This is a genomic window from Corallococcus sp. bb12-1, assembly GCF_026626765.1.
Lineage (GTDB): Bacteria > Myxococcota > Myxococcia > Myxococcales > Myxococcaceae > Corallococcus > Corallococcus terminator.
Window position 1 is genome coordinate 397,798 of record NZ_JAPNJZ010000015.1, and the last position, 17,293, is coordinate 415,090.

At 70.0% G+C, this 17,293-nt stretch carries 18 protein-coding genes; 7 read left to right on the forward strand and 11 right to left on the reverse strand.

What is annotated here, in order from left to right:
- Window positions 1-174 precede the first annotated feature (174 nt).
- A complete protein-coding gene (locus OV208_RS18935) occupies window positions 175-1,542 on the forward strand; it encodes a pyridoxal-phosphate dependent enzyme (protein ID WP_267575238.1) in 1,368 nt (455 codons plus the stop codon).
- 93 nt (window positions 1,543-1,635) lie between these two features.
- Here the strand turns inward: OV208_RS18935 and OV208_RS18940 are convergent, their stop codons facing one another.
- The 7 genes from OV208_RS18940 to OV208_RS18970 all read right to left on the reverse strand — a co-directional run bounded on the left by OV208_RS18940 (window position 1,636) and on the right by OV208_RS18970 (window position 7,638).
- Window positions 1,636-2,028 carry a hypothetical protein gene (locus OV208_RS18940; protein ID WP_193349504.1) on the reverse strand — a complete coding sequence of 131 codons (393 nt, stop codon included), beginning with the start codon at window positions 2,026-2,028 and terminating at the stop codon, window positions 1,636-1,638.
- Between the two features lie 3 nt (window positions 2,029-2,031).
- Window positions 2,032-2,430, reverse strand: a complete 399-nt coding sequence (locus tag OV208_RS18945) for a hypothetical protein (protein WP_267575239.1) — start codon at window positions 2,428-2,430, stop codon at window positions 2,032-2,034.
- 147 nt (window positions 2,431-2,577) lie between these two features.
- A complete protein-coding gene (locus tag OV208_RS18950; RefSeq protein ID WP_267575240.1) occupies window positions 2,578-3,039 on the reverse strand; it encodes a hypothetical protein in 462 nt (153 codons plus the stop codon).
- Between the two features lie 66 nt (window positions 3,040-3,105).
- Window positions 3,106-3,555 carry a MaoC family dehydratase gene (locus tag OV208_RS18955; RefSeq protein WP_267575241.1) on the reverse strand — a complete coding sequence of 150 codons (450 nt, stop codon included), beginning with the start codon at window positions 3,553-3,555 and terminating at the stop codon, window positions 3,106-3,108.
- Between the two features lie 87 nt (window positions 3,556-3,642).
- The gene (locus OV208_RS18960; RefSeq protein WP_267575284.1) at window positions 3,643-5,493 is read right to left on the reverse strand and encodes a discoidin domain-containing protein; all 1,851 of its coding nucleotides are present in this window, start codon (window positions 5,491-5,493) and stop codon (window positions 3,643-3,645) included.
- A 178-nt stretch (window positions 5,494-5,671) separates the two neighbouring features.
- Entirely contained in the window at window positions 5,672-6,817 is a 1,146-nt protein-coding gene (locus OV208_RS18965; protein ID WP_267575242.1) for a cystathionine gamma-synthase, read from the reverse strand.
- A gap of 59 nt (window positions 6,818-6,876) precedes the next feature.
- Entirely contained in the window at window positions 6,877-7,638 is a 762-nt protein-coding gene (locus tag OV208_RS18970; RefSeq protein WP_267575243.1) for a crotonase/enoyl-CoA hydratase family protein, read from the reverse strand.
- Window positions 7,639-7,722: 84 nt separating this feature from the next.
- Here OV208_RS18970 and OV208_RS18975 point away from each other — a divergent pair, with 84 nt between their 5' ends.
- Window positions 7,723-8,721 carry a class I SAM-dependent methyltransferase gene (locus OV208_RS18975; protein WP_267575244.1) on the forward strand — a complete coding sequence of 333 codons (999 nt, stop codon included), beginning with the start codon at window positions 7,723-7,725 and terminating at the stop codon, window positions 8,719-8,721.
- A 23-nt stretch (window positions 8,722-8,744) separates the two neighbouring features.
- Here the strand turns inward: OV208_RS18975 and OV208_RS18980 are convergent, their stop codons facing one another.
- Window positions 8,745-9,959, reverse strand: coding sequence for a hypothetical protein (locus OV208_RS18980; RefSeq protein WP_267575245.1), 1,215 nt, complete (start codon window positions 9,957-9,959; stop codon window positions 8,745-8,747).
- 236 nt (window positions 9,960-10,195) lie between these two features.
- Between OV208_RS18980 and OV208_RS18985 the strand changes: the two genes are divergently transcribed.
- A complete protein-coding gene (locus OV208_RS18985; protein WP_267575246.1) occupies window positions 10,196-10,864 on the forward strand; it encodes an RNA polymerase sigma factor in 669 nt (222 codons plus the stop codon).
- Entirely contained in the window at window positions 10,851-12,716 is a 1,866-nt protein-coding gene (locus OV208_RS18990; protein WP_267575247.1) for a FecR domain-containing protein, read from the forward strand. Before OV208_RS18985 ends, OV208_RS18990 begins: the two co-directional genes overlap by 14 nt.
- Here the strand turns inward: OV208_RS18990 and OV208_RS18995 are convergent.
- From OV208_RS18995 to OV208_RS19005, 3 genes are read right to left on the reverse strand one after another with little or no spacing between them, the layout of a single operon-like run.
- Window positions 12,688-13,281 (reverse strand): FxsA family protein, encoded by a 594-nt coding sequence (locus OV208_RS18995; protein WP_267575248.1) that lies wholly within the window; start codon window positions 13,279-13,281, stop codon window positions 12,688-12,690. The genes OV208_RS18990 and OV208_RS18995 overlap by 29 nt on opposite strands.
- A gap of 33 nt (window positions 13,282-13,314) precedes the next feature.
- Complete coding sequence (locus OV208_RS19000) at window positions 13,315-13,539, reverse strand: TIGR02450 family Trp-rich protein (protein WP_267575249.1); 225 nt, start codon at window positions 13,537-13,539, stop codon at window positions 13,315-13,317.
- A gap of 8 nt (window positions 13,540-13,547) precedes the next feature.
- On the reverse strand, window positions 13,548-14,063 hold the full coding sequence (locus OV208_RS19005) for a hypothetical protein (protein ID WP_267575250.1): 516 nt from the start codon (window positions 14,061-14,063) through the stop codon (window positions 13,548-13,550).
- Window positions 14,064-14,350: 287 nt separating this feature from the next.
- On the opposite strand from OV208_RS19005, the gene OV208_RS19010 reads away from it, so the two are divergent.
- The 3 genes from OV208_RS19010 to OV208_RS19020 all read left to right on the forward strand — a co-directional run bounded on the left by OV208_RS19010 (window position 14,351) and on the right by OV208_RS19020 (window position 17,286).
- Complete coding sequence (locus OV208_RS19010; RefSeq protein ID WP_267575251.1) at window positions 14,351-15,502, forward strand: class I SAM-dependent rRNA methyltransferase; 1,152 nt, start codon at window positions 14,351-14,353, stop codon at window positions 15,500-15,502.
- Window positions 15,503-15,563: 61 nt separating this feature from the next.
- Window positions 15,564-16,058, forward strand: a complete 495-nt coding sequence (locus OV208_RS19015) for a YkgJ family cysteine cluster protein (protein ID WP_267575252.1) — start codon at window positions 15,564-15,566, stop codon at window positions 16,056-16,058.
- 115 nt (window positions 16,059-16,173) lie between these two features.
- On the forward strand, window positions 16,174-17,286 hold the full coding sequence (locus tag OV208_RS19020) for a glycerate kinase (protein ID WP_267575253.1): 1,113 nt from the start codon (window positions 16,174-16,176) through the stop codon (window positions 17,284-17,286).
- The last annotated feature ends 7 nt before the right edge of the window (window positions 17,287-17,293 follow it).

Sequence of the window (17,293 nt, forward strand, 5' to 3'; positions counted from 1 at the left end):
CCTAAGCGACGAGGGGACGCCTGCCCCGGGGGGCCCTGCCTGGCACGGGCCGGGAGGCCGCAACGCTTTGCGTCCTCACGCGTCAGGAAGCCTGGGGCCTCCGGGCATGTTCCCCCTGACGGGGCGGAGCACGTATAAGGCCCCGATACCCCCCTTTTCGGGAAGCCACGCACGATGGACATCCAAGAGAACATCCTCACCGCCATTGGCCACACGCCGCTGGTGAAGCTCAACAAGCTGGTCGGTCCGAACGACGCCACCGTGCTCGTGAAGTGCGAGTTCATGAACCCCGGCGCGTCCATCAAGGACCGCATGGCGCTCTACATCATCGAAAAGGCCGAACGGGCGGGCACGCTCAAGCCCGGCGGCACCATCGTGGAGAACACGTCCGGCAACACCGGCATGGGCGTGGCGCTGGCGGCGGCGGTGAAGGGCTACAAGTGCATCTTCACCATGCCGGACAAGATGTCCCTGGAGAAGATCAACCGCCTGAAGGCCATGGGCGCCCAGGTCGTCGTCACGCCGACGAACGTGCCCGCGGAGGATCCTCGCAGCTACTACGAGACGTCCAAGCGGCTGGCCAAGGAGACCCCCGGCGCGTTCATGCTGAACCAGTACCACAACCCGGACAACATCGAGGCGCACTACCACACGACGGGTCCGGAGATCTTCGAGCAGACCGAGGGCAAGTTCGACTACTTCGTGTCGGGCCTGGGCACCGGCGGCACGATGAGCGGCGCTGGCAAGTTCCTGAAGGAGAAGATCCCCGGCCTGAAGAACGTGGGCGTGGATCCGGAGGGCTCCGTCTACGAGGGCTACTTCAAGACGGGCAAGCTCAGCGAGCCGCACGTCTACAAGGTGGAGGGCATCGGCGAGGACATGCTCTGCGGCGCGATGGACTTCTCCGTCGTGGACGACGTGCGCCAGGTGGATGACCGCCAGTGCTTCAACGCGGCCCGCCGGCTCGCGCGCGAGGAGGGCATCTTCGCGGGTGGTTCCTCCGGCGCCGCGGTGCACGTGGCGGTGGAGTTGGCGAAGGAGATTGGCAAGGGCAAGACCATCGTGGTCGTCCTGCCCGACTCCGGCAGCAGCTACATCTCCAAGTTCCACTCCGACGAGTGGATGCGCGACAACGGCTTCATGCAGGAGAAGGGCGCCGGCACCGTGCGCGACATCATCGGCGCGAAGCCCCGCGAGCTGAAGACGGCGAAGCGCGGGGACCGCGTGGACCGCGTGGTGGAGACGATGCGCAGCCACGGCATCAGCCAGATGCCGGTGGTGTCCGACGACGGGCGCGCCGCGGGCATGGTGCACGAGTACGACCTGCTCAACGCCCTGGTCGCCAACAAGGTGAAGTTCCAGGACACCATCGACCCCATCGTCGCCCCGCTCCAGGGCGCCGTGGCCGCCGAGGCCAGCATCGACCGGCTGCGTGAAATCTTCGCGCGCGACAACGTGGCCGTGGTGAAGGACGGCGAGAAGGTCATCGCCATCGTCACGAAGATCGACCTCATCGACTACCTGCACCGCACCGCCGCTTAAGGCGACGCGGCAGGCGCCGCAAAACACCGAGGGCCCGGAAGGAGGAAAAACCTCCCTTCGGGCCCTTCGTGCATCCATCTCTTCAGCGGTGCTTCAGGGATCCGGCTTCGTCAGGTCCAGGGCCACCATGTGGAAGCCAGGGCCCACGTGGATGAAGCCGAAGCGCTTGGCGCGCTCCATGATGACGTCCAGCTGCGAGTAGCCCAGGAGCAGCTTGAAGCCCAGCCGCCGGGCCTCGTCGCGAATCGCGGCGACGATGGCGTTGACGGCCTCGTTGCGAACTTCCTTGCTCAGCCCGGGGGCGGCGATGATCCCTTCGATCAGCGCCACCGAGCTGTCCGTCCGGTACAGAAAACCCGCGGCCTTGTCCGGGACCACGAAGCCCGTCTGAGGAAGGGCATCCGGGGTCATGGTCTCGTCCCATGGCTTGCGCCACAGCTCGAGCAACCCATGGTGCAGCTTGGGGTCGAAGGGAACGGGCTTCATGGACTAGGCGACGAACGTCGACATGCGCTGCGCGGCGAGCTCCGCCGTGTTGCTCATGCCGATGTCGGTGAGCGGGCTCTTCTTGTTCGACTTGAACAGGTCGCCGATGACGTCCGTGACCTTGCTCTTGCCGGTCGCCAGGTTCAGCGCGCCGGACAGCAGGCTGTTGCCGCCCGCGCCGTCCATCAGGCCGGAGTTGGCGAACATGCCCATGGCGTTCTTGAGCACGCCGCCGCCCGGGATGAGGTCGGTGGCCGCGCCCAGCAGCGACTGGAGGGGGTTCTTGCCCTGCATCAGGCCGCTGGCGAAGCTCATCGCCGCGCCGAGCAGCGGGTTCACCATCGTCACGAACGGCTTGACGATGTCCATCACCTTGCCGAGTGCCTTGCCGATGCCGCCCATGGTCGAATCCTTTTCGGGGAGGACCGCCAGGCGGCCCTCGAAGTGAAACGTTGAAGGATTGTCGGTCCGAGGGGCGATTAGTTTCCGGTCCTGGAATAATCAGGATTATTCCGGGAAAACCCCTGGAGTTCCGAGGGTTTGCGGAACTCAGCCCCGGATGGGGCCCTTCTTGGTGGTGGCCGGATCCGCGGCGGGGGTGCCGGGCTTCGGGGCCACGGTCTCGCCGGGCTTGTTCTCGCTGCCGAGCGCGGCGCTGTAGCGCTGATCATGGCTCTTGTCGCTGCTGAAGCCGTCGCGCTGCTGGGCGGGGCTGATGACGACCTCGCCGTCGATGATCTTCTGCAGGTGGGCGCCGATCTCCTCCACCGTGGCGATCTTCGGGTCGCGCGCCTTGAGCTCCTCGTCGGGGACGATCTGGAGCTGGGGCGGCTTGTCCGGGTGGATGGCGTAGTCGAGGATCTTCTCCACGTACGCCTCGACGGGGAGCTTGAGCATCTCCGCCTGCTGCTTCACGTCCGCGTCGGCCAGCAGCTCCGCGCGCACCACCTCCACCGGACGCTTCAGCCGGCTCGGCGCCGGAGGGGCAACCACTTCGTTCTTGTCGGACATGGGCATCTCCTTGGGGGCTATTGCTAGCCCAGGTTGCCCCTGGAACTCAAAGTGTCCCGGTTTTCGTCAGGGAGCCGGCGGGCGACGCGCGAAGAGGGCGTTGGCGATCTCCGTCATCACCACGTCGCCCTGCTGGTTGACGACCTCGAAGCGGAACTTGATGGCGCCCCGGTCCGGCTTGCTCGCGGAGGGACGGGCCTCCAGCGTCTCGACGCGCACCTTGAGTGAGTCGCCCGGGCGCACCGGCTTCTTCCAGCGCAGCTCATCCAGACCCGGGGAGCCCATGCTGGCGGACGTGCTCAGCAGGTCTCGCACGAGGAGCTTGTGGCAGATGGAGGCGGTGTGCCAGCCGCTGGCGATGATGCCGCCGAAGATGCTCTGGCGCGCGGCGTCCTCGTCGACATGGAAGGGCTGGGGGTCGAACTGGTGCGCGAACGCGAGGATCTCCTCGCGCGTCACCACATACGGCCCCAGCTCCACGATCTCACCGATGGGGAAGTCGTCGAAGTAGCGCATGGTGTCCCTCGGAAGGTGCCGGCCCGCCGGCGGTGGAAGGGGTGGAACGGTGTCCGCCCTTCCCTACCTTCCGGCGGGCCCCTTCGGCTACTGCGGAAGCGGCTCTTCGGGATCCGCCACGGACTCCAGGGTGTCCGCGGGCGGCACTGGCCGGAGGACGCGAGGTTCCGCTCGGTCATCCGTCGGTCCCGGAGGCGTGTCGTGGGCCTCCTCCGCCGCGGCCTCGTCCGCGCTGTTCGCCACCCGGGCCGCGCTCTTCGCCAGGGTCTTCTTCAGGGTGAGCGTGTCGCGCACGGTGTTGCTGGAGGTGATGAGCCGCGCCGTCAACGTGCCGCCATCCACTGTCACGTCCAGGAAGCCGTAGGCCTGGTTGTCGCGCAGCGCCGTCCACGCGGGCTGGCTGGTGGCGAAGGGACGCAGCGTCGCGCCACCACTGCCCACCACGAGGTACGGGATGCCGCGCTGGCTCCCCGACGCCACGTTGTCGCCGAACATCGGCTTGCTGCGCTCGTAGTCGTGGTCATGCCCGGTGAGCACCAGGTCCACGCCGTACTTCTCGAACAGCGGGCCGAACTGGCGACGCATGGTGAGCTGCGAGCCGTGCTCACCGCTGGACCAGGACGGGTGGTGGAAGAAGGCCACCGTCCACGGGCGCGTGTTCGCGGCCAGGTCACTCTCCGCCCACGCCTTCTGCGCCGCGAGCGTGCACCGGTCCGCGGACGCGAGCCCCACCGCGCAGTTGGAGTCCAGCGAGATGAAGTGCACCGGACCCCAGTCGAAGGAGTAGTAACGCTCCGTGCCCGCCGGGTTGTTGGCCGGCAGGTAGAGGTTGTCCAGGTAGGGCTGCGCCTGGTTCGTCACGTACTCGTGGTTGCCGGGCGTGGCGAACATGGGCACCTCGCGCAAGAGCGAGGCCATGGGCGTGAAGAGGTGCGCCTGGAACTCCGCGTCGGTGCCATCCGGATAGGCGTTGTCGCCCAGCGCCAGCAGCAACTCCGAACGCCACGCGGGCGTGGACATCACCGCCATCACCTTCTTCTGGAAGCTGCCGCCCGTGCCGAAGTCACCCATCGCGGTGAAGTGGACCTTCGTGGCGCCAGAGGGGGTGGACGTCTGGAACCCGCGCAGGCCCGTGGTGCTGCCGCACGCGGACACCACGTAGCCGTAGGTGCGGCCCGCGGTCAGGTCCGACAGCTTCACCGCGTGGCGCGTGCCGGACACGCCCGCGCTGACCGTGTTCGTCAGGCTGGTGCCTTCGCCGTAGCGCACGGTGGGCGTGCAAGCGCCGGCCGTGCGGAAGGCCACGATGGCGGAGGTCTGCTTCACGCTCTGCAGGTAGGGCAGCCGGGGCAGCACGGGGCCGGAGTCGGATGTGGAGGCAGGCGGAGGAGCCGCGCCCGCCGCGCACGCCCGGGTCTCCGCGATGGAGTTCCAGTCGTTCACCGTGTTGCCGTTGACGGTGATGCGCACGTAGCGCGCGTTGCGAGCGGAGAAGGACGTCGTCTGCGCGGAGGCGTTGAGGGCGCTGTCGCCCGCGTACGCCTGCGTGAAGGTGAAGCCGTCCGTGGAGGTGGCGAGAACGAAGTGGTTCTGGCGCTCGTTGCCCCGGTGCCACGCGATGGTGGTGCCGGTGAGGGACTGCACGGAGCCCAGGTCCATCTGGAGCCAGACGCCCTGCCCCTGCGCGCTCCAGCGCGTGCCCAGGTTGTCGTCCTGCGTGTTCGCGGCGACGTTGCCGTCATCCCCGCTGGCCGTCACGGCCTTCGGGGCGAGCTGGTTGCAGTTGGACGCGGAGAGGGACGCTTCTTCGTCTTGGGCCGCCGGCGCGGGAAGCGCGGCGGGAGGGTCATCGGAGTCAGTGGGAACAGGCGGGGACTCGCAGCCAGTCGCGAGCCACGCGCCCAGGAGGCCGGTGGAGACAAGCAGTCGTTTGCGCATCGCGGCGAAAACGTTGTGCTCCAACCGACATTCCTCCTGCCCTGGAGGGCATCCAGGCAAGCCTGGAGAGGAGGCAGGCGTGGGCCGCGCTCCGGGGCCGGAAACGACGAAGGGCCTCCACGCGCCCGGTGTGGGGGAGCGTGAAGGCCCTGCGTTCGGGAGGCTTCGGAGTGCGGGACTACTTCACCCGCTCGAGCGCCTGCGCGAGGTCGTCGATGAGGTCCTGCGAGTCCTCGATGCCCACGGACAGGCGGATGAAGCCGTCGGTGATGCCCAGCTTCTCGCGCGTCTCCTGGGGGACGGAGGCGTGGGTCATGATGGCGGGGTGCTCGATGAGGGACTCGACGCCGCCCAGGGACTCGGCGCAGGCGAAGACCTTCACCGTTTTGAGGAAGGTGCGCGCCGCCTCCAGGCCACCGTGGATGTCGAACGTCAGCATGCCGCCGAAGCCGGTCATCTGCTGGCGCGCAAGGGCGTGCTGCGGGTGCGTCTCCAGGCCCGGGTAGGTGACCTTCTTCACCTGCTTGTGCGTGGCCAGGTACTGGGCGACCTTCATCGCGTTGTGCGCGTGGCGGTCCATGCGCACGTGCAGCGTCTTCACGCCGCGCAGCACGAGGAAGCTGTCGAAGGCGCCGGACACGCCGCCCACCGCGTTCTGCAGGAAGTACATCCGCTCCGCGACGTCATCGCGGCTGGTGCAGACGAAGCCGCCCACCACGTCGCTGTGGCCGTTGAGGTACTTCGTCGTGGAGTGCGCGACGACGTCGAAGCCCAGCGCCAGCGGCTTCTGGAAGTACGGCGTCATGAACGTGTTGTCCGCGACGGACAGGATGCCGCGCTTCTTGGCGATCTCCGCGATGCGGCCCAGGTCGATGAGCTTGAGCATCGGGTTCGTCGGCGTCTCCACCCAGACCATCTTCGTCTTGGGGGTGATGGCCGCTTCGAAGTTCTCCGGCTTGGAGAGGTCCACGAAGGAGTACGTGATGCCCGCGCGCTTCCACACCTTGTCGAAGAGGCGGAAGGTGCCGCCGTACACGTCGTCGGAGACGATGACGTGGTCACCGACCTCCAGCATGTGCATCAGCATGTCGGTGCCAGCGAGGCCGGACGCGAACGCGGCGCCGTACTTCGCGCCTTCCAGCGCGGCCAGGCAGTCCTGCAGGGCCTTGCGCGTGGGGTTCTGCGTGCGGCTGTACTCGTAGCCCTTGTGCTCTCCTGGCCCGTCCTGGACGTAGGTGGAGGTCAGGTAGACGGGCGTCATGATGGCGCCCGTGGTGGGGTCCGGCTCCTGGCCGGCGTGGATGGCGAGCGTGTCGAAGCGCATGGCCCGCGAACTAACACAGTCCCACGTGCCGCGCAGCGCTCCCGGGTGCCTTTGGGTGCCTACTCGAACTGGCCGTGCCGGCCCGCTCCCCCGGCGAAGCGCGTGGCCCCGGCGATGGACTCCGATTGGAGAACCTTCACCCCCTCCTGGAACTCCTGGCGCAATGCGTCTTCCAGGCCGAGCCCGGCCTGCGCGTAGGCAGAAAGCCGGTCCGCGTTCATGCACGCCTGGGGGAACGCGGCCAGTTGGTGCGCCAGGGCCTCCGCCGCCGACCGGGCCTCGCCCTTCGGCACCACGCGGTTGATGAGCCCCATGCCCAGCGCTTCGGCGGCGGGCACGGGGCGGCCGGTGAGGATGAGGTCCAGGGCCCGGGACAGGCCAATCAGGCGGGGCAGGCGCACGGTGCCCCCGTCGATGAGCGGCACGCCCCAGCGGCGGCAGAAGACGCCCAGCACCGCGTCCTCCTCCGCCACGCGCAAATCACACCACAGGGCCAGTTCCAGGCCTCCCGCGACCGCGTGCCCGGCGATGGCCGCCACCACCGGCTTGGACAGCAGCATGCGCGAAGGGCCCATGGGGCCATCCCCCTCCGGCTCCAGGCGCGACAGGCGCCCTTCCGCCACGGCCTTCAGGTCCGCGCCCGAGCAGAACGTGCCCTCCTCGCCGAAGAGCACGCCCACGCGTGCATCGGGGTCCGCGTCGAAGGCACGGAAGGCGTCCGCCAGTTCGGCCGCCGTGTCGCGGTCCACCGCGTTGCGCACCTCCGGGCGGTGGAGGATGACGGTGGTGACGGGGCCGTTCTTCTCGACGCGCACGCTCATGGCCCCGGGTTTTCCCCCGCCCCGCGTCCGGCCTGCAATATGAGGGGCGGCGCGCGGGTGCGAAACAGGAAGGACCGACGGGGCATGGCGGACGAAGGCAAGCAGGACACACAGGACGCGGCGGCGGGCACGAGCATGTTCGAGAACCGCCTGCGCAAGAACGCGAAGCGCCTGCGCAAGTGGGCCCGCGCGCAGGGGCTCACCGCCTTCCGCGTCTATGACCGGGACATCCCGGAGTACTCCTACGCGGTGGACCTCTACGGCGACCACGCGCACGTCGTGGAGTACCCGCGCCGCAAGGCCCACGCAAAGGGTGCCAGCACGGACTCCGAACGCGCGGAGGTGCTCGCCGCCGTCACCTCTGTCCTGGGCGTGCCCGCGGAGAAGACGTCCGTGAAGACGCACACGCCCCAGCCCTGGGGCCGCTCGCAGTACGGCCGCGTGGGCCAGGGCAGCGAGCGACTGGTGGTGGAGGAGCAGGGCCTGAAGTTCTGGGTGAACCTGGGCGACTACCTGGACACCGGCCTCTTCATGGACCACCGCAACACCCGCGCTCGCGTGCGCACGGAGGCCAAGGGCAAGCAGTTCCTCAACCTCTTCGCGTACACGGGCGCGTTCACGGTGTACGCGGCGGCCGGCGGCGCGGCGGGCAGCGTGAGCGTGGACCTGTCCAACACGTACCTGGACTGGGCGGAGGACAACCTGGTCCTCAACAAGCTCGCGGATCCGCGCCACGTGCTCATCCGCGCGGACGCGAAGGCGTGGCTGGAGGACCAGGCACGCAATGGGGACGACCGCTATGACGTCATCGTCTGCGATCCGCCGTCGTTCTCCACGTCGAAGAAGATGTCGGGGAACTTCGACGTGCAGCGCGACCACGTGCGGATGCTCGAACACCTCCAGGCGCTCTTGTCGCCCGGAGGTGTCCTGTACTTCTCCACCAACTACCTGGGCTTCGAACTGAAGGACTCCGCGACCCGGGGCCTGGAGCAGGTGGAGGAACTCACCCCCCGCTCCATCCCCGAGGACTTCCACCGCAAGGAGATCCACCGCTGCTGGCGCATGGTGGCCCCCTCGCGCTGAAAGCCGTCACCCGCTGGCGGCGACTACAGCCAGCAGACGTTCTCCAGGCAGCGCTCGCCGGACGGGCACTCGCAGTTGGCCTGGCAGGCATTGCCGGAGCCGTGGTTCACCGGCTTGCACTGGCCACTCGCGCACATCTGGCCGGCGGGGCACTCGCAGTTGGCCCGGCACACGGAGCCGGACGTGCCCGCGTCCTGGGACGGCTGCGTCGGGGGCAGCTTGCACTTGCCGCTGGTGCAGACCTCACCCGACGGGCACTCGCAGTTCACCGTGCAGGACATGCCGCTGCCCGTGCCGGGGTCCGGCGTGGGCGCCTTGCACTTGCCGCTGGTGCAGACCTGGCCCGAGGGGCAGTCGCAGTTGGCCTGGCACGACTGGCCCGGATCCGGCTGCGGCGACTTGCACTGGCCGCTGGTGCAGACCTGGCCGGCGGGGCACTCGCAGTTGGCCTTGCACGCGCCACCGGAGGGGATGGGCAGGCAGTAGCCAATCTCGCACTTCGTGTCCGCCGAGCACTCCGTGGTGGAGGTGCAGGGCGAGCGGCACTGGCCGTTCACGCAGTCGTTGTTGGCCGGGCACTGGGCCTGCGTGGTGCAGGCGTTCGGGTCCTGCTGGCGGGGCTCGCACAGGCCCTGGATGCACACGCCGTTGGGGCCGCACTTGGCATCCGTGTCACACCCGGCCCTGCAGACGCTGTTGATGCAGTAGCGGTCCGCGCCGCAGTCCGTATTGACCCGGCAGGCCGGGCCGGAGCCGCCGTCCGTGGTGCCCGCGTCCGGCCTGGTGCCACCGTCCGACGTGGAGCCACCGTCCGGCTTCGTGCCGCCGTCCGTGGTGCCCGCGTCCGGCTTGGTGCCCGCGTCCGGCTTGGTGCCCGCGTCCGTCGAGCCGCCGCCGGGCTTGGGGGTGCAGAAGTTGTCCTGGCAGCGGCCGGAGGAGCCGCAGTCCGAGTCGCGGTAGCACGACTGGGCGCACCAGCCGTTGATGCACATCTGCGTGCCGGGACACTCGCTGGAGTACACACAGGCGTTGGCGTCGGAGGAGAGGTCCCAGCAACTGCCGGCCCGACAGTACTGGTCGGAGCCACAGTCGGACGCGCTGACGCAGCTGGTGTCGTAGTCGTAGTCGTCGTCAGGCCAGTAGCCGTCGCCTCGCGTATCGAGGATGCAACCCGACAACAGGCCTAACAGCGCAAGGAACGGCACGAACAGAGTGCCGCGAAGCGAGGTGTTCCTCATGAGTGGGGGCTCCAAAGGAATAGGATGGGTCCGGACCGGCCGCCGGGGGGGTCATCCGATTTCGTGAGGCTTCGACGCAAGAGGGGGCCGAATCGATCAAATAATTTTGATCTTTTTTCGTCTCTTCGGAGACCCAGGGGCACGGAGGCAGTGTGCTCGTCTGGACCACCGACACAGACTGGAGGGCGTTCCTCGATGGGGGGCGCGTCCTGCGTCACCTTGAAGGAGAAGCGGCGGTGTTCATCCGTGGAGCGCGCTCGTGGGCGGCCGCGAACCCACCCGAAGCCGGGTCGGGCGAGGGGGCCGCGCGTGCGCAGCAGTCCGCGGACGAAGCCCACCTGCTCCTCCTGGTGCGCCGCATCCAGGCCGGGGAGCTCTCCGCCTTCGAGCAGCTCTATGAGGCCACGCGCGAGGACGCGGCGCGCACGCTGCGCCATCTGGTGGGCAACCGCGTGGAGGTCGAGGACCTGCTTCAAGAGACGTACCTGCGGCTGCTCACGGCGGTGAAGGGCTTCCGGGGCGAGTCACGCTTCCGCACGTTCCTCTACCGGGTGTGCTCCAACGTGGCGCTGAGCCACCTGCGCTGGAAACGGAGGCGGCCGGAGGATTCGTTCGCGGAGCCGCCGGAGGTGGTGGCCCCGGGGGAGGATCCGGAGCGCGCCGCGGAGCGCCGTCAGGCGGCCCGGCTGGTGGAGGCGGCGCTGGAGAAGCTCAAGCCCAAGAAGCGGATCGTCTTCGTCTACCACGAGCTGTGCGGCATGAGTCCGGACGAGATCGCCCTGGCCGTGGGAAGCTCCGTCAACACCGTGCGCAGCCGCCTTCACCACGCGAGAGTGGAGTTCACCGAAGCCATGCAGCGTCTGGTCGTCGCCCGTCCGATGGGAGGCTCCCATGGCCGGCCATGAGACCCAGGCCCTGTGGGCCCTGGCCGCGGACGAATTGGAGGCCGGAGCGAAGGCCCGCGTGGAGGCGCACGTGGCGGCCTGCGAGGCCTGCGCGGCGGAACTGAAGCGGGTGGTGGAGGCCCGGGCGCTCTTGCACACCGCTCGCGAGGTGGCGCCCACCGTGCGGTGGGAGGAGACCGGGGCCAGGCTGAAGGCCGCGGCGGCGAAGCGGATGGCCGTGCCCGAGCGCCGGTTCCTGTCACCCTGGGCGCTGACGCTCGCGGGGGCCTGTGCCGCCGTTGTCGTGCTGTGGCTGGGCGGTGCGCTGTTCGCTCGGAGGAACGCGGACGTGGGGACATCCCCCATCGCGGTGCGGACTCAGCGCGATGGGGAGTCTCCGACGGTGGGCCCGCCTGGACCTGTTCCCGCGCATCCGTCTGGGGATGCACGGGAGGATCCATCGGCCGTGGCGACCGGACCGGGGACCACGCCCTCGACGGGAGAGGCCCAGAAGGCTCCGGACGCCATCGCGGTACGCTCCGATGCTGCCTCCACCACCGAGGTGGAGCGGGTGACTGGCGCGCTCGTGCGTGAGGTCACCGGGTCGGAGCACGCGCTGGCCTCGGGCATGCGGTTGCGCTCGGGGATGGCGGTCCGTACGCCTCCGAAGGCCTCCGCCGTACTGCGGCTTCCGGACGAGAGCCGCGTGCGGCTGTCAGCCGGCTCGGACGTGGTGTTCGCTCGCGCGGAGACGAACGCCGTGCACCTCACCGTCCAGCAGGGACGGCTCTCCGTGAAGGCCTCGCACGCCCAGCGGGAAGCCTTCCTCGTGGAGTCCGCGGGCCTGCGCGTCACCGTCGTCGGAACTGTCTTCTCCGTGGAGCGCACCCCGGGTGGCGCCGCGGTCGCGGTGCTCGAAGGCCGCGTGCGCGTGGAGGCGGAGGGACAACCTCCTCGCTTCGTGGACGCGGGTGAACGCGTGGAGCTCGCCCAGACCGGAGGCGTGCTGAAGCCTCGCGCGCTCTCCGCTGGGGACCAGCAGGCCTTCCGGGACCTGCGGGCCGCCGAGCCGCGACCGACCGTCGCGAGTGTCACTCCGTCGAACAGGGAGCCCATGCGGACCGGCGTGGCCTCGCCGCCCTCCCCTGCGCCGGAGGTGAAGCCAGACACAGCGGTCGCCGCCACGGACTCCACGCCGCGCCAGTCCATTGCCACCGCCGCCAATCCCTTGGAGTCCCCGGCGGCCGGATCCGAAACCCCGCATCCAGGAAGCGACGCCGCCGTGGCCACGGCGCCCGCGTCCTCCGACGACGGCTTCGTGCCCTACCCCGGATCCACGGGGGACGCGCTCGCGTCCGCCGCGCCCCTGCTGACGCCAGGGTCGGTGCAGGCGCCCTCCATCGCCCCGGTGCCTCCAACGCCACCGCGTCGGCGCAAGACGCTGGGCATGCTCGTCCCGGGCGGGCTGCTGTCGGACGACTCCGACGAGCGCTTCCTCGGGTACGCCCGCTTGCAATCCCATCGCTCGACGTGCGGACGCTTCCTCGTGGGCCTGGGAGAAATCGCCGAAGCCAGCCCCCGCGCGAACCACCGCGAGGAGGCCCGCGCCCTCCGGGGTCGCTGCTTCACGAAGCAGCGTCAATCCGCGGCCGCCGACGACGAATACCGTCAGTACCTGCGCGAGTTCTCCACCGGCCGCTACGCCCCCGAGGCCCGCGCGGCCCTGGGTCTGCCCATCAAGCCCGCGCCTGGGACTCCCGAAAGCGCCCCCGTGCCGAAGCCCACGCCCACCACGCCCCGGTGGAACGCTCCGGGAGGCACGGGCTCGCCCCAGCGGACGCCCGTCAGCCCCGGGGTTCCTCGTCGCTGGTGAAGTCCGCGTCCACCTCGCCGCCCTCGCTCCGGGGGCGGCGGAAGGTCGCGGGCCCCTCCGAGGGCTCGACGGAAGCGGGCACCTCCGAGGTGTCGAAGCGCCGGGCATCCTGGAAGGGCCCCGCCGGCGGGTTCGGGTCGAGCGGCGTCCCATCCGGAACCGGCCCGATGCCCCCGAAGTGCGTCACGCGCACGGCGCCCGAGCGCAGGGTCTGCTCCAGCGAGCGCCGGACGCGCGCCGTCATGTAGCGGCGCACCGGCGGCACCATCAGCGCCAGCCCGATGATGTCCGAGAGGAACCCTGGCGCGATGAGCAGCGCACCGCCCACCATCACCAGCACGCCGCTGAGCAGGCCCTCCTCGGGCACTCCGCCGCCGGCCATCGCCTCACGCCAGTTGCGGAACACCCGCTCGCCCTGCTTCCGGGCGATGAGGCTTCCCAGCACCGCGGAAGCAGCGAGCAACCCGAGCGTGGACCCCAGCCCGATGTGATGCCCGAGCGTGATCAGCAGGTACAGCTCCGCCAGGGGCAACAGGATGCAGACGATGACGAGGGCCTTGAGCACGTCGGCACGTTAACGCCAGATCGGCCTCCGCGCTCATCTCCAGCCAGACACCCAGTGTTCCCGGTCCGCGAGCGCCCGCCAGGGGACCCGGTGCACCCGCCGGGTAAGAAGCGCCTCCAGCTCCAGTTCCTGGGGCCGCTCCCCGCCTTCCCCCACCCAGCGCAGGACGACGAAATGCTTCTCCCGCTCCAGGGGCTGGACCGCCGTCCACTTCGAGCCGACCAGGCGCTCCCGCTGGAGCCGCACCGGTGAGGCCACGGGCCGACTCATTCCCCGTTGAGCTGACGGAGCAGGGACGTCATCACGAAGTAGAGGATCGCGAAGCCCCCCACGCCGAAGAGGATGAGCTTCGTGGGCAGCGACATCCCAGGCCCCTTCGGTTCGTACCGGGCCGCCGCGTCCATCGCCTCCGCCAGGCCGGGAGTGAGCTCCATGCGCGGCGCCGTGCGCGCGTACTGCTCCGTGCGCGTGTACTGCGTCACCACTCGCTCCGTGTCGGCGGCCGCCAGGACCTGCCCGAGCTGCGGGTCGAACAGCCGGACCTTCGCCTCGCGGGCCAGGGCCGCCGCCTCCGCCAGCACCTCGCGGATGAGGTCCGGGTGGTCCAGCAGGGGCACGCGCAGCTCCAGGGCCACGACCCGGCCCTTGTCGTGGAGTGGCGCCACCTCCACGTCGCCCTGGGACAGGGCCCAGTCGCGCGCGCCGTCCGGGCGGGCGGCCCCCGACTTCGCCGCCAGGAGGGCTTCCACCCGCGCCGCGTCGTATGGGACGCCCGGGGCCATCGGTTGAAGGACCAACTCGTATCTCACGCGGGTTACGAGTATACGCCGCGCGGGGCTGTACCCGCCCCCTTTCCCCCCGAGACGCCTTGATGAAGCCCTCACCTCCCCCCCGCTCCGGCCGGCCCGGCTCCCCTCCTCCCGGCCGAGGGAGGCCCGGTGACGCGTCTTCTGGCGGCGCAAGGTCCGGCTCCCTTCCTCCTGGAAGCGGGAGGCCCGGCTCGCGTCCGGAGAAGCACCACCCCGACCGCAAGACGCCCGACCTGGGCCCCGACGGCACCCCCCAGGTGATGCTCCTGCGCCGAGGCTCGGACCGATGGCAGGCCGGCCCGCCATGGATCTACCGCGCCGACCTCAACGGCGACCCTGGCCTCCAGGGCGGCGAAGTCGTCCGCGTGGTGGACGGCCGCGGCTGGTTCATGGGCAAGGCCTTCTATTCGAAGGTGTCCAAGATCTCGCTGCGCTGGCTCACCAGCGACGACATCGCGGTGGACGTGGACTTCTTCAGGAAGCGCCTCCAGTCCGCGGAGGCCCTGCGCACGCTGGCGCTCCCCGGCGAGACGACGTACCGGCTGGTGCACGGTGAGGCGGACGGCCTGCCCGGCCTCGTGGTGGACCGCTATGGCGACTACCTGAGCGTGCAGTTCCTCATCCCCGCCATGGAGCAGCGCAAGGACCTCATCGCGGACCTCCTGGAGGAGCAGTTCCACCCCAAGGGCATCGTCAACCGCTCCGACGTGAGCGTGCGCCACCTGGAAGGCATGCTGCCGGAGAAGGGCCTCCTGCGCGGAACGCTGCCCCCGGGCCCCGTGTCCTTCGACGAGGGACTCGTGCGCATGCGCGCGGACCTGCTGGAAGGCCAGAAGACGGGCGCCTTCCTGGACCAGCGTGAGAACCACGTGATGGCGGCGCACTACGCCTTCGGCGACGCGCTGGACTGCTTCAGCTACGTGGGCGGCTTCGCGCTCCAACTGGCCACCAAGGCGAAGCACGTCACCGCGGTGGAGATTTCAGACGCGGCCTCCGCGCAGCTCAAGGAGAACGCCCAGGCCAACAAGCTCACCAACCTGGACGTGGTGACGGGCAACGCGTTCGACTTCCTGCGCGACGCGGTGGACGAGGGCAAGCGCTACGACACCATCGTGTTGGATCCGCCCTCGTTCGCGAAGAACAAGGACGCCATCCCGGCGGCATTGCGCGGCTACAACGAGCTCAACCTGCGCGCCTTCCAGTTGCTGCGCCCGGGTGGAATCCTGGTGACGGCCAGCTGCACCTACCATGTGGACGAACAGGGCTTCGAGGACATGCTCGCCTCCGCGGCGTCGGACGCGCGGCGCCGGGTGCAGATCATCGAACGGCGCGGCGCCGGGCGTGATCACCCCGTGCTCATGAACCTGCGCGAGACGCGCTACCTCAAATGTTTCGTGCTGCGCATGCTGTGAGTTAGGGTAGGACCCAAGGGGTCCGTCCTTCGGGCCCCGACGTGCGAGAACGGTTCAAGGGATGGCGCACCGGGACTGGGACGACGCAGAGGATGAAGCCCCCGCGTCCGGTACGCGTGAGATGGAGCGCGCCATGCAGGAGACGCGCACCGTCTACCGGCAGGCGGACGCGGCGTACGTCCCCTACTCCTGCCCCGCCAGCGGCGAGTGCTGCCAGCTGGCGACCACGAAGCGGCAGCCCTGGTTGTGGCGTCCCGAATGGGAAGTCCTCTCCCGGGGCCGCGAACTCCCCCCGCCCCGCGCGGATGGCGGCTGTCCCTTCCTGGACGCCGCGGGGAAGCGCTGCACGGTGTACGAGGACCGGCCGTTCGGCTGTCGGACGTTCTTCTGTGAACGGATCCGCGGCCCGGCCCGGCAGCCCGCCGAGGACGTGACGCGCCTGTTGCTCCGGCTGGAGCGGATTTCACAGCGGGTGATGCCGTCGCTCCAGGGCCCCCGCCCCCTCCTGGAATGGTATGCCGAGGCACGTACCGCCCCGGCCCGGGAGGAACCGTGAAGTCCATGTTGCTGACGCGGTGGCGGAACGCCCACCGGAGTCCAGTCGTGTTCGCGAAGCCCCCCTTCACGGCAGTGCTCCGTTCCACGCCTCGCGCACCGGCGGGGTCCCCCACGTGATCCGTCCGCGCTGGCTCATCGCGCCCCAGGAGTTCAAGGGCACCCTGAGCGCCGCCGAGGCCTCGGTCGCCATGGCGGAAGGGCTGCGGCAGGCGTCGCTGGACGTGGTGCTGGACGTGGCACCGCTCGCGGATGGAGGTCCCGGCACCGTGGACGCGCTGCTCGCGGGCGGACGCGGCGAGCGTCGGCTGCGCACCGTGCGGGGCCCGATGGGCGCGCCGGTGGAGGCCGCGTGGGCCCGACTGGAAGATGGCCGCACGGCGGTGGTGGAGATGGCGGCGGCGTCGGGCCTGTCCCTGGTTCCGGCCGAAGCACGGGATGCCCGCGCCGCGTGCACGTACGGCACGGGCGAGTTGATCCGCGCGGCCCTGGACGAGGGCTGCGAGCGGCTCATCGTCGGACTGGGCGGCAGCGCGAGCACGGATGGCGGCAAGGGCGCGCTGGAGGCGCTGGGCTACCGCTTCCTGGACGCGCGCGGAGACCCGCTGCCCCCGGGAGGCGCGGCCCTCGCGAAGCTCGTGCGCGTGGAGTCCGACGCACGGCATCCCCGCCTGGGCAAGGTGGAGCTGCTGGGGGCCACGGACGTCATCACGCCGCTGTTGGGCGAGGACGGTGCCGCGCGCCTCTTCGGTCCACAGAAGGGCGCGTCACCGGAGGCGGTGGAGGAGTTGGAAGCGGCGTTGGCCCACTTCGCGCGCGTGGCGGGTGAAGCGACCGCCTCCACTCCCGGCGCGGGCGCGGCGGGCGGCATGGGCTACGGACTGGCGGCGCTCACGGGCGCGAAGCTGACATCCGGCTACGTGCTGGTGGCGCGGGCGCTGGGGCTGGAGCGGCGCGTGCTGCTCGCGGACCTGGTGCTCACCGGAGAGGGCCGCTTCGACCGGCAGACGTGGCTGGGCAAGGGCCCCGGCGCGCTCGCGAGGCTGGCGCGCGAGCACGGCACCCAGGTGGTGCTCTTCACGGGCAGCGTGCACGCGGATGCCCTGTTGGACCTGTCGCTCTTCCGCGACGTGGTGGAGCTGAACGGACAGGCCCGCCCCGGCGCCAGCGCCCAGGACACCCTGCGCGAAGCGACGGCGCGGTGGGCGATGGGCCGGCTGGGTCGGTAGCCGGCCC

Bases quoted from the DNA above. Each gene is read 5' to 3' on its own strand.
- OV208_RS18935 (WP_267575238.1), top strand. From the start codon at position 175: ATGGACATCCAAGAGAACATCCTCACCGCCATTGGCCACACGCCGCTG.
- OV208_RS18980 (WP_267575245.1), bottom strand. From the start codon at position 9,959: ATGAGGAACACCTCGCTTCGCGGCACTCTGTTCGTGCCGTTCCTTGCG.
- OV208_RS18965 (WP_267575242.1), bottom strand. From the start codon at position 6,817: ATGCGCTTCGACACGCTCGCCATCCACGCCGGCCAGGAGCCGGACCCC.
- OV208_RS18940 (WP_193349504.1), bottom strand. From the start codon at position 2,028: ATGAAGCCCGTTCCCTTCGACCCCAAGCTGCACCATGGGTTGCTCGAG.
- OV208_RS19005 (WP_267575250.1), bottom strand. From the start codon at position 14,063: ATGGCCCCGGGCGTCCCATACGACGCGGCGCGGGTGGAAGCCCTCCTG.
- OV208_RS19015 (WP_267575252.1), top strand. From the start codon at position 15,564: ATGGCGCACCGGGACTGGGACGACGCAGAGGATGAAGCCCCCGCGTCC.
- OV208_RS18955 (WP_267575241.1), bottom strand. From the start codon at position 3,555: ATGCGCTACTTCGACGACTTCCCCATCGGTGAGATCGTGGAGCTGGGG.
- OV208_RS18945 (WP_267575239.1), bottom strand. From the start codon at position 2,430: ATGGGCGGCATCGGCAAGGCACTCGGCAAGGTGATGGACATCGTCAAG.
- OV208_RS18960 (WP_267575284.1), bottom strand. From the start codon at position 5,493: ATGCGCAAACGACTGCTTGTCTCCACCGGCCTCCTGGGCGCGTGGCTC.
- OV208_RS18975 (WP_267575244.1), top strand. From the start codon at position 7,723: ATGGCGGACGAAGGCAAGCAGGACACACAGGACGCGGCGGCGGGCACG.
- OV208_RS18970 (WP_267575243.1), bottom strand. From the start codon at position 7,638: ATGAGCGTGCGCGTCGAGAAGAACGGCCCCGTCACCACCGTCATCCTC.
- OV208_RS18950 (WP_267575240.1), bottom strand. From the start codon at position 3,039: ATGTCCGACAAGAACGAAGTGGTTGCCCCTCCGGCGCCGAGCCGGCTG.
- OV208_RS19010 (WP_267575251.1), top strand. From the start codon at position 14,351: ATGCTCCTGCGCCGAGGCTCGGACCGATGGCAGGCCGGCCCGCCATGG.
- OV208_RS18990 (WP_267575247.1), top strand. From the start codon at position 10,851: ATGGCCGGCCATGAGACCCAGGCCCTGTGGGCCCTGGCCGCGGACGAA.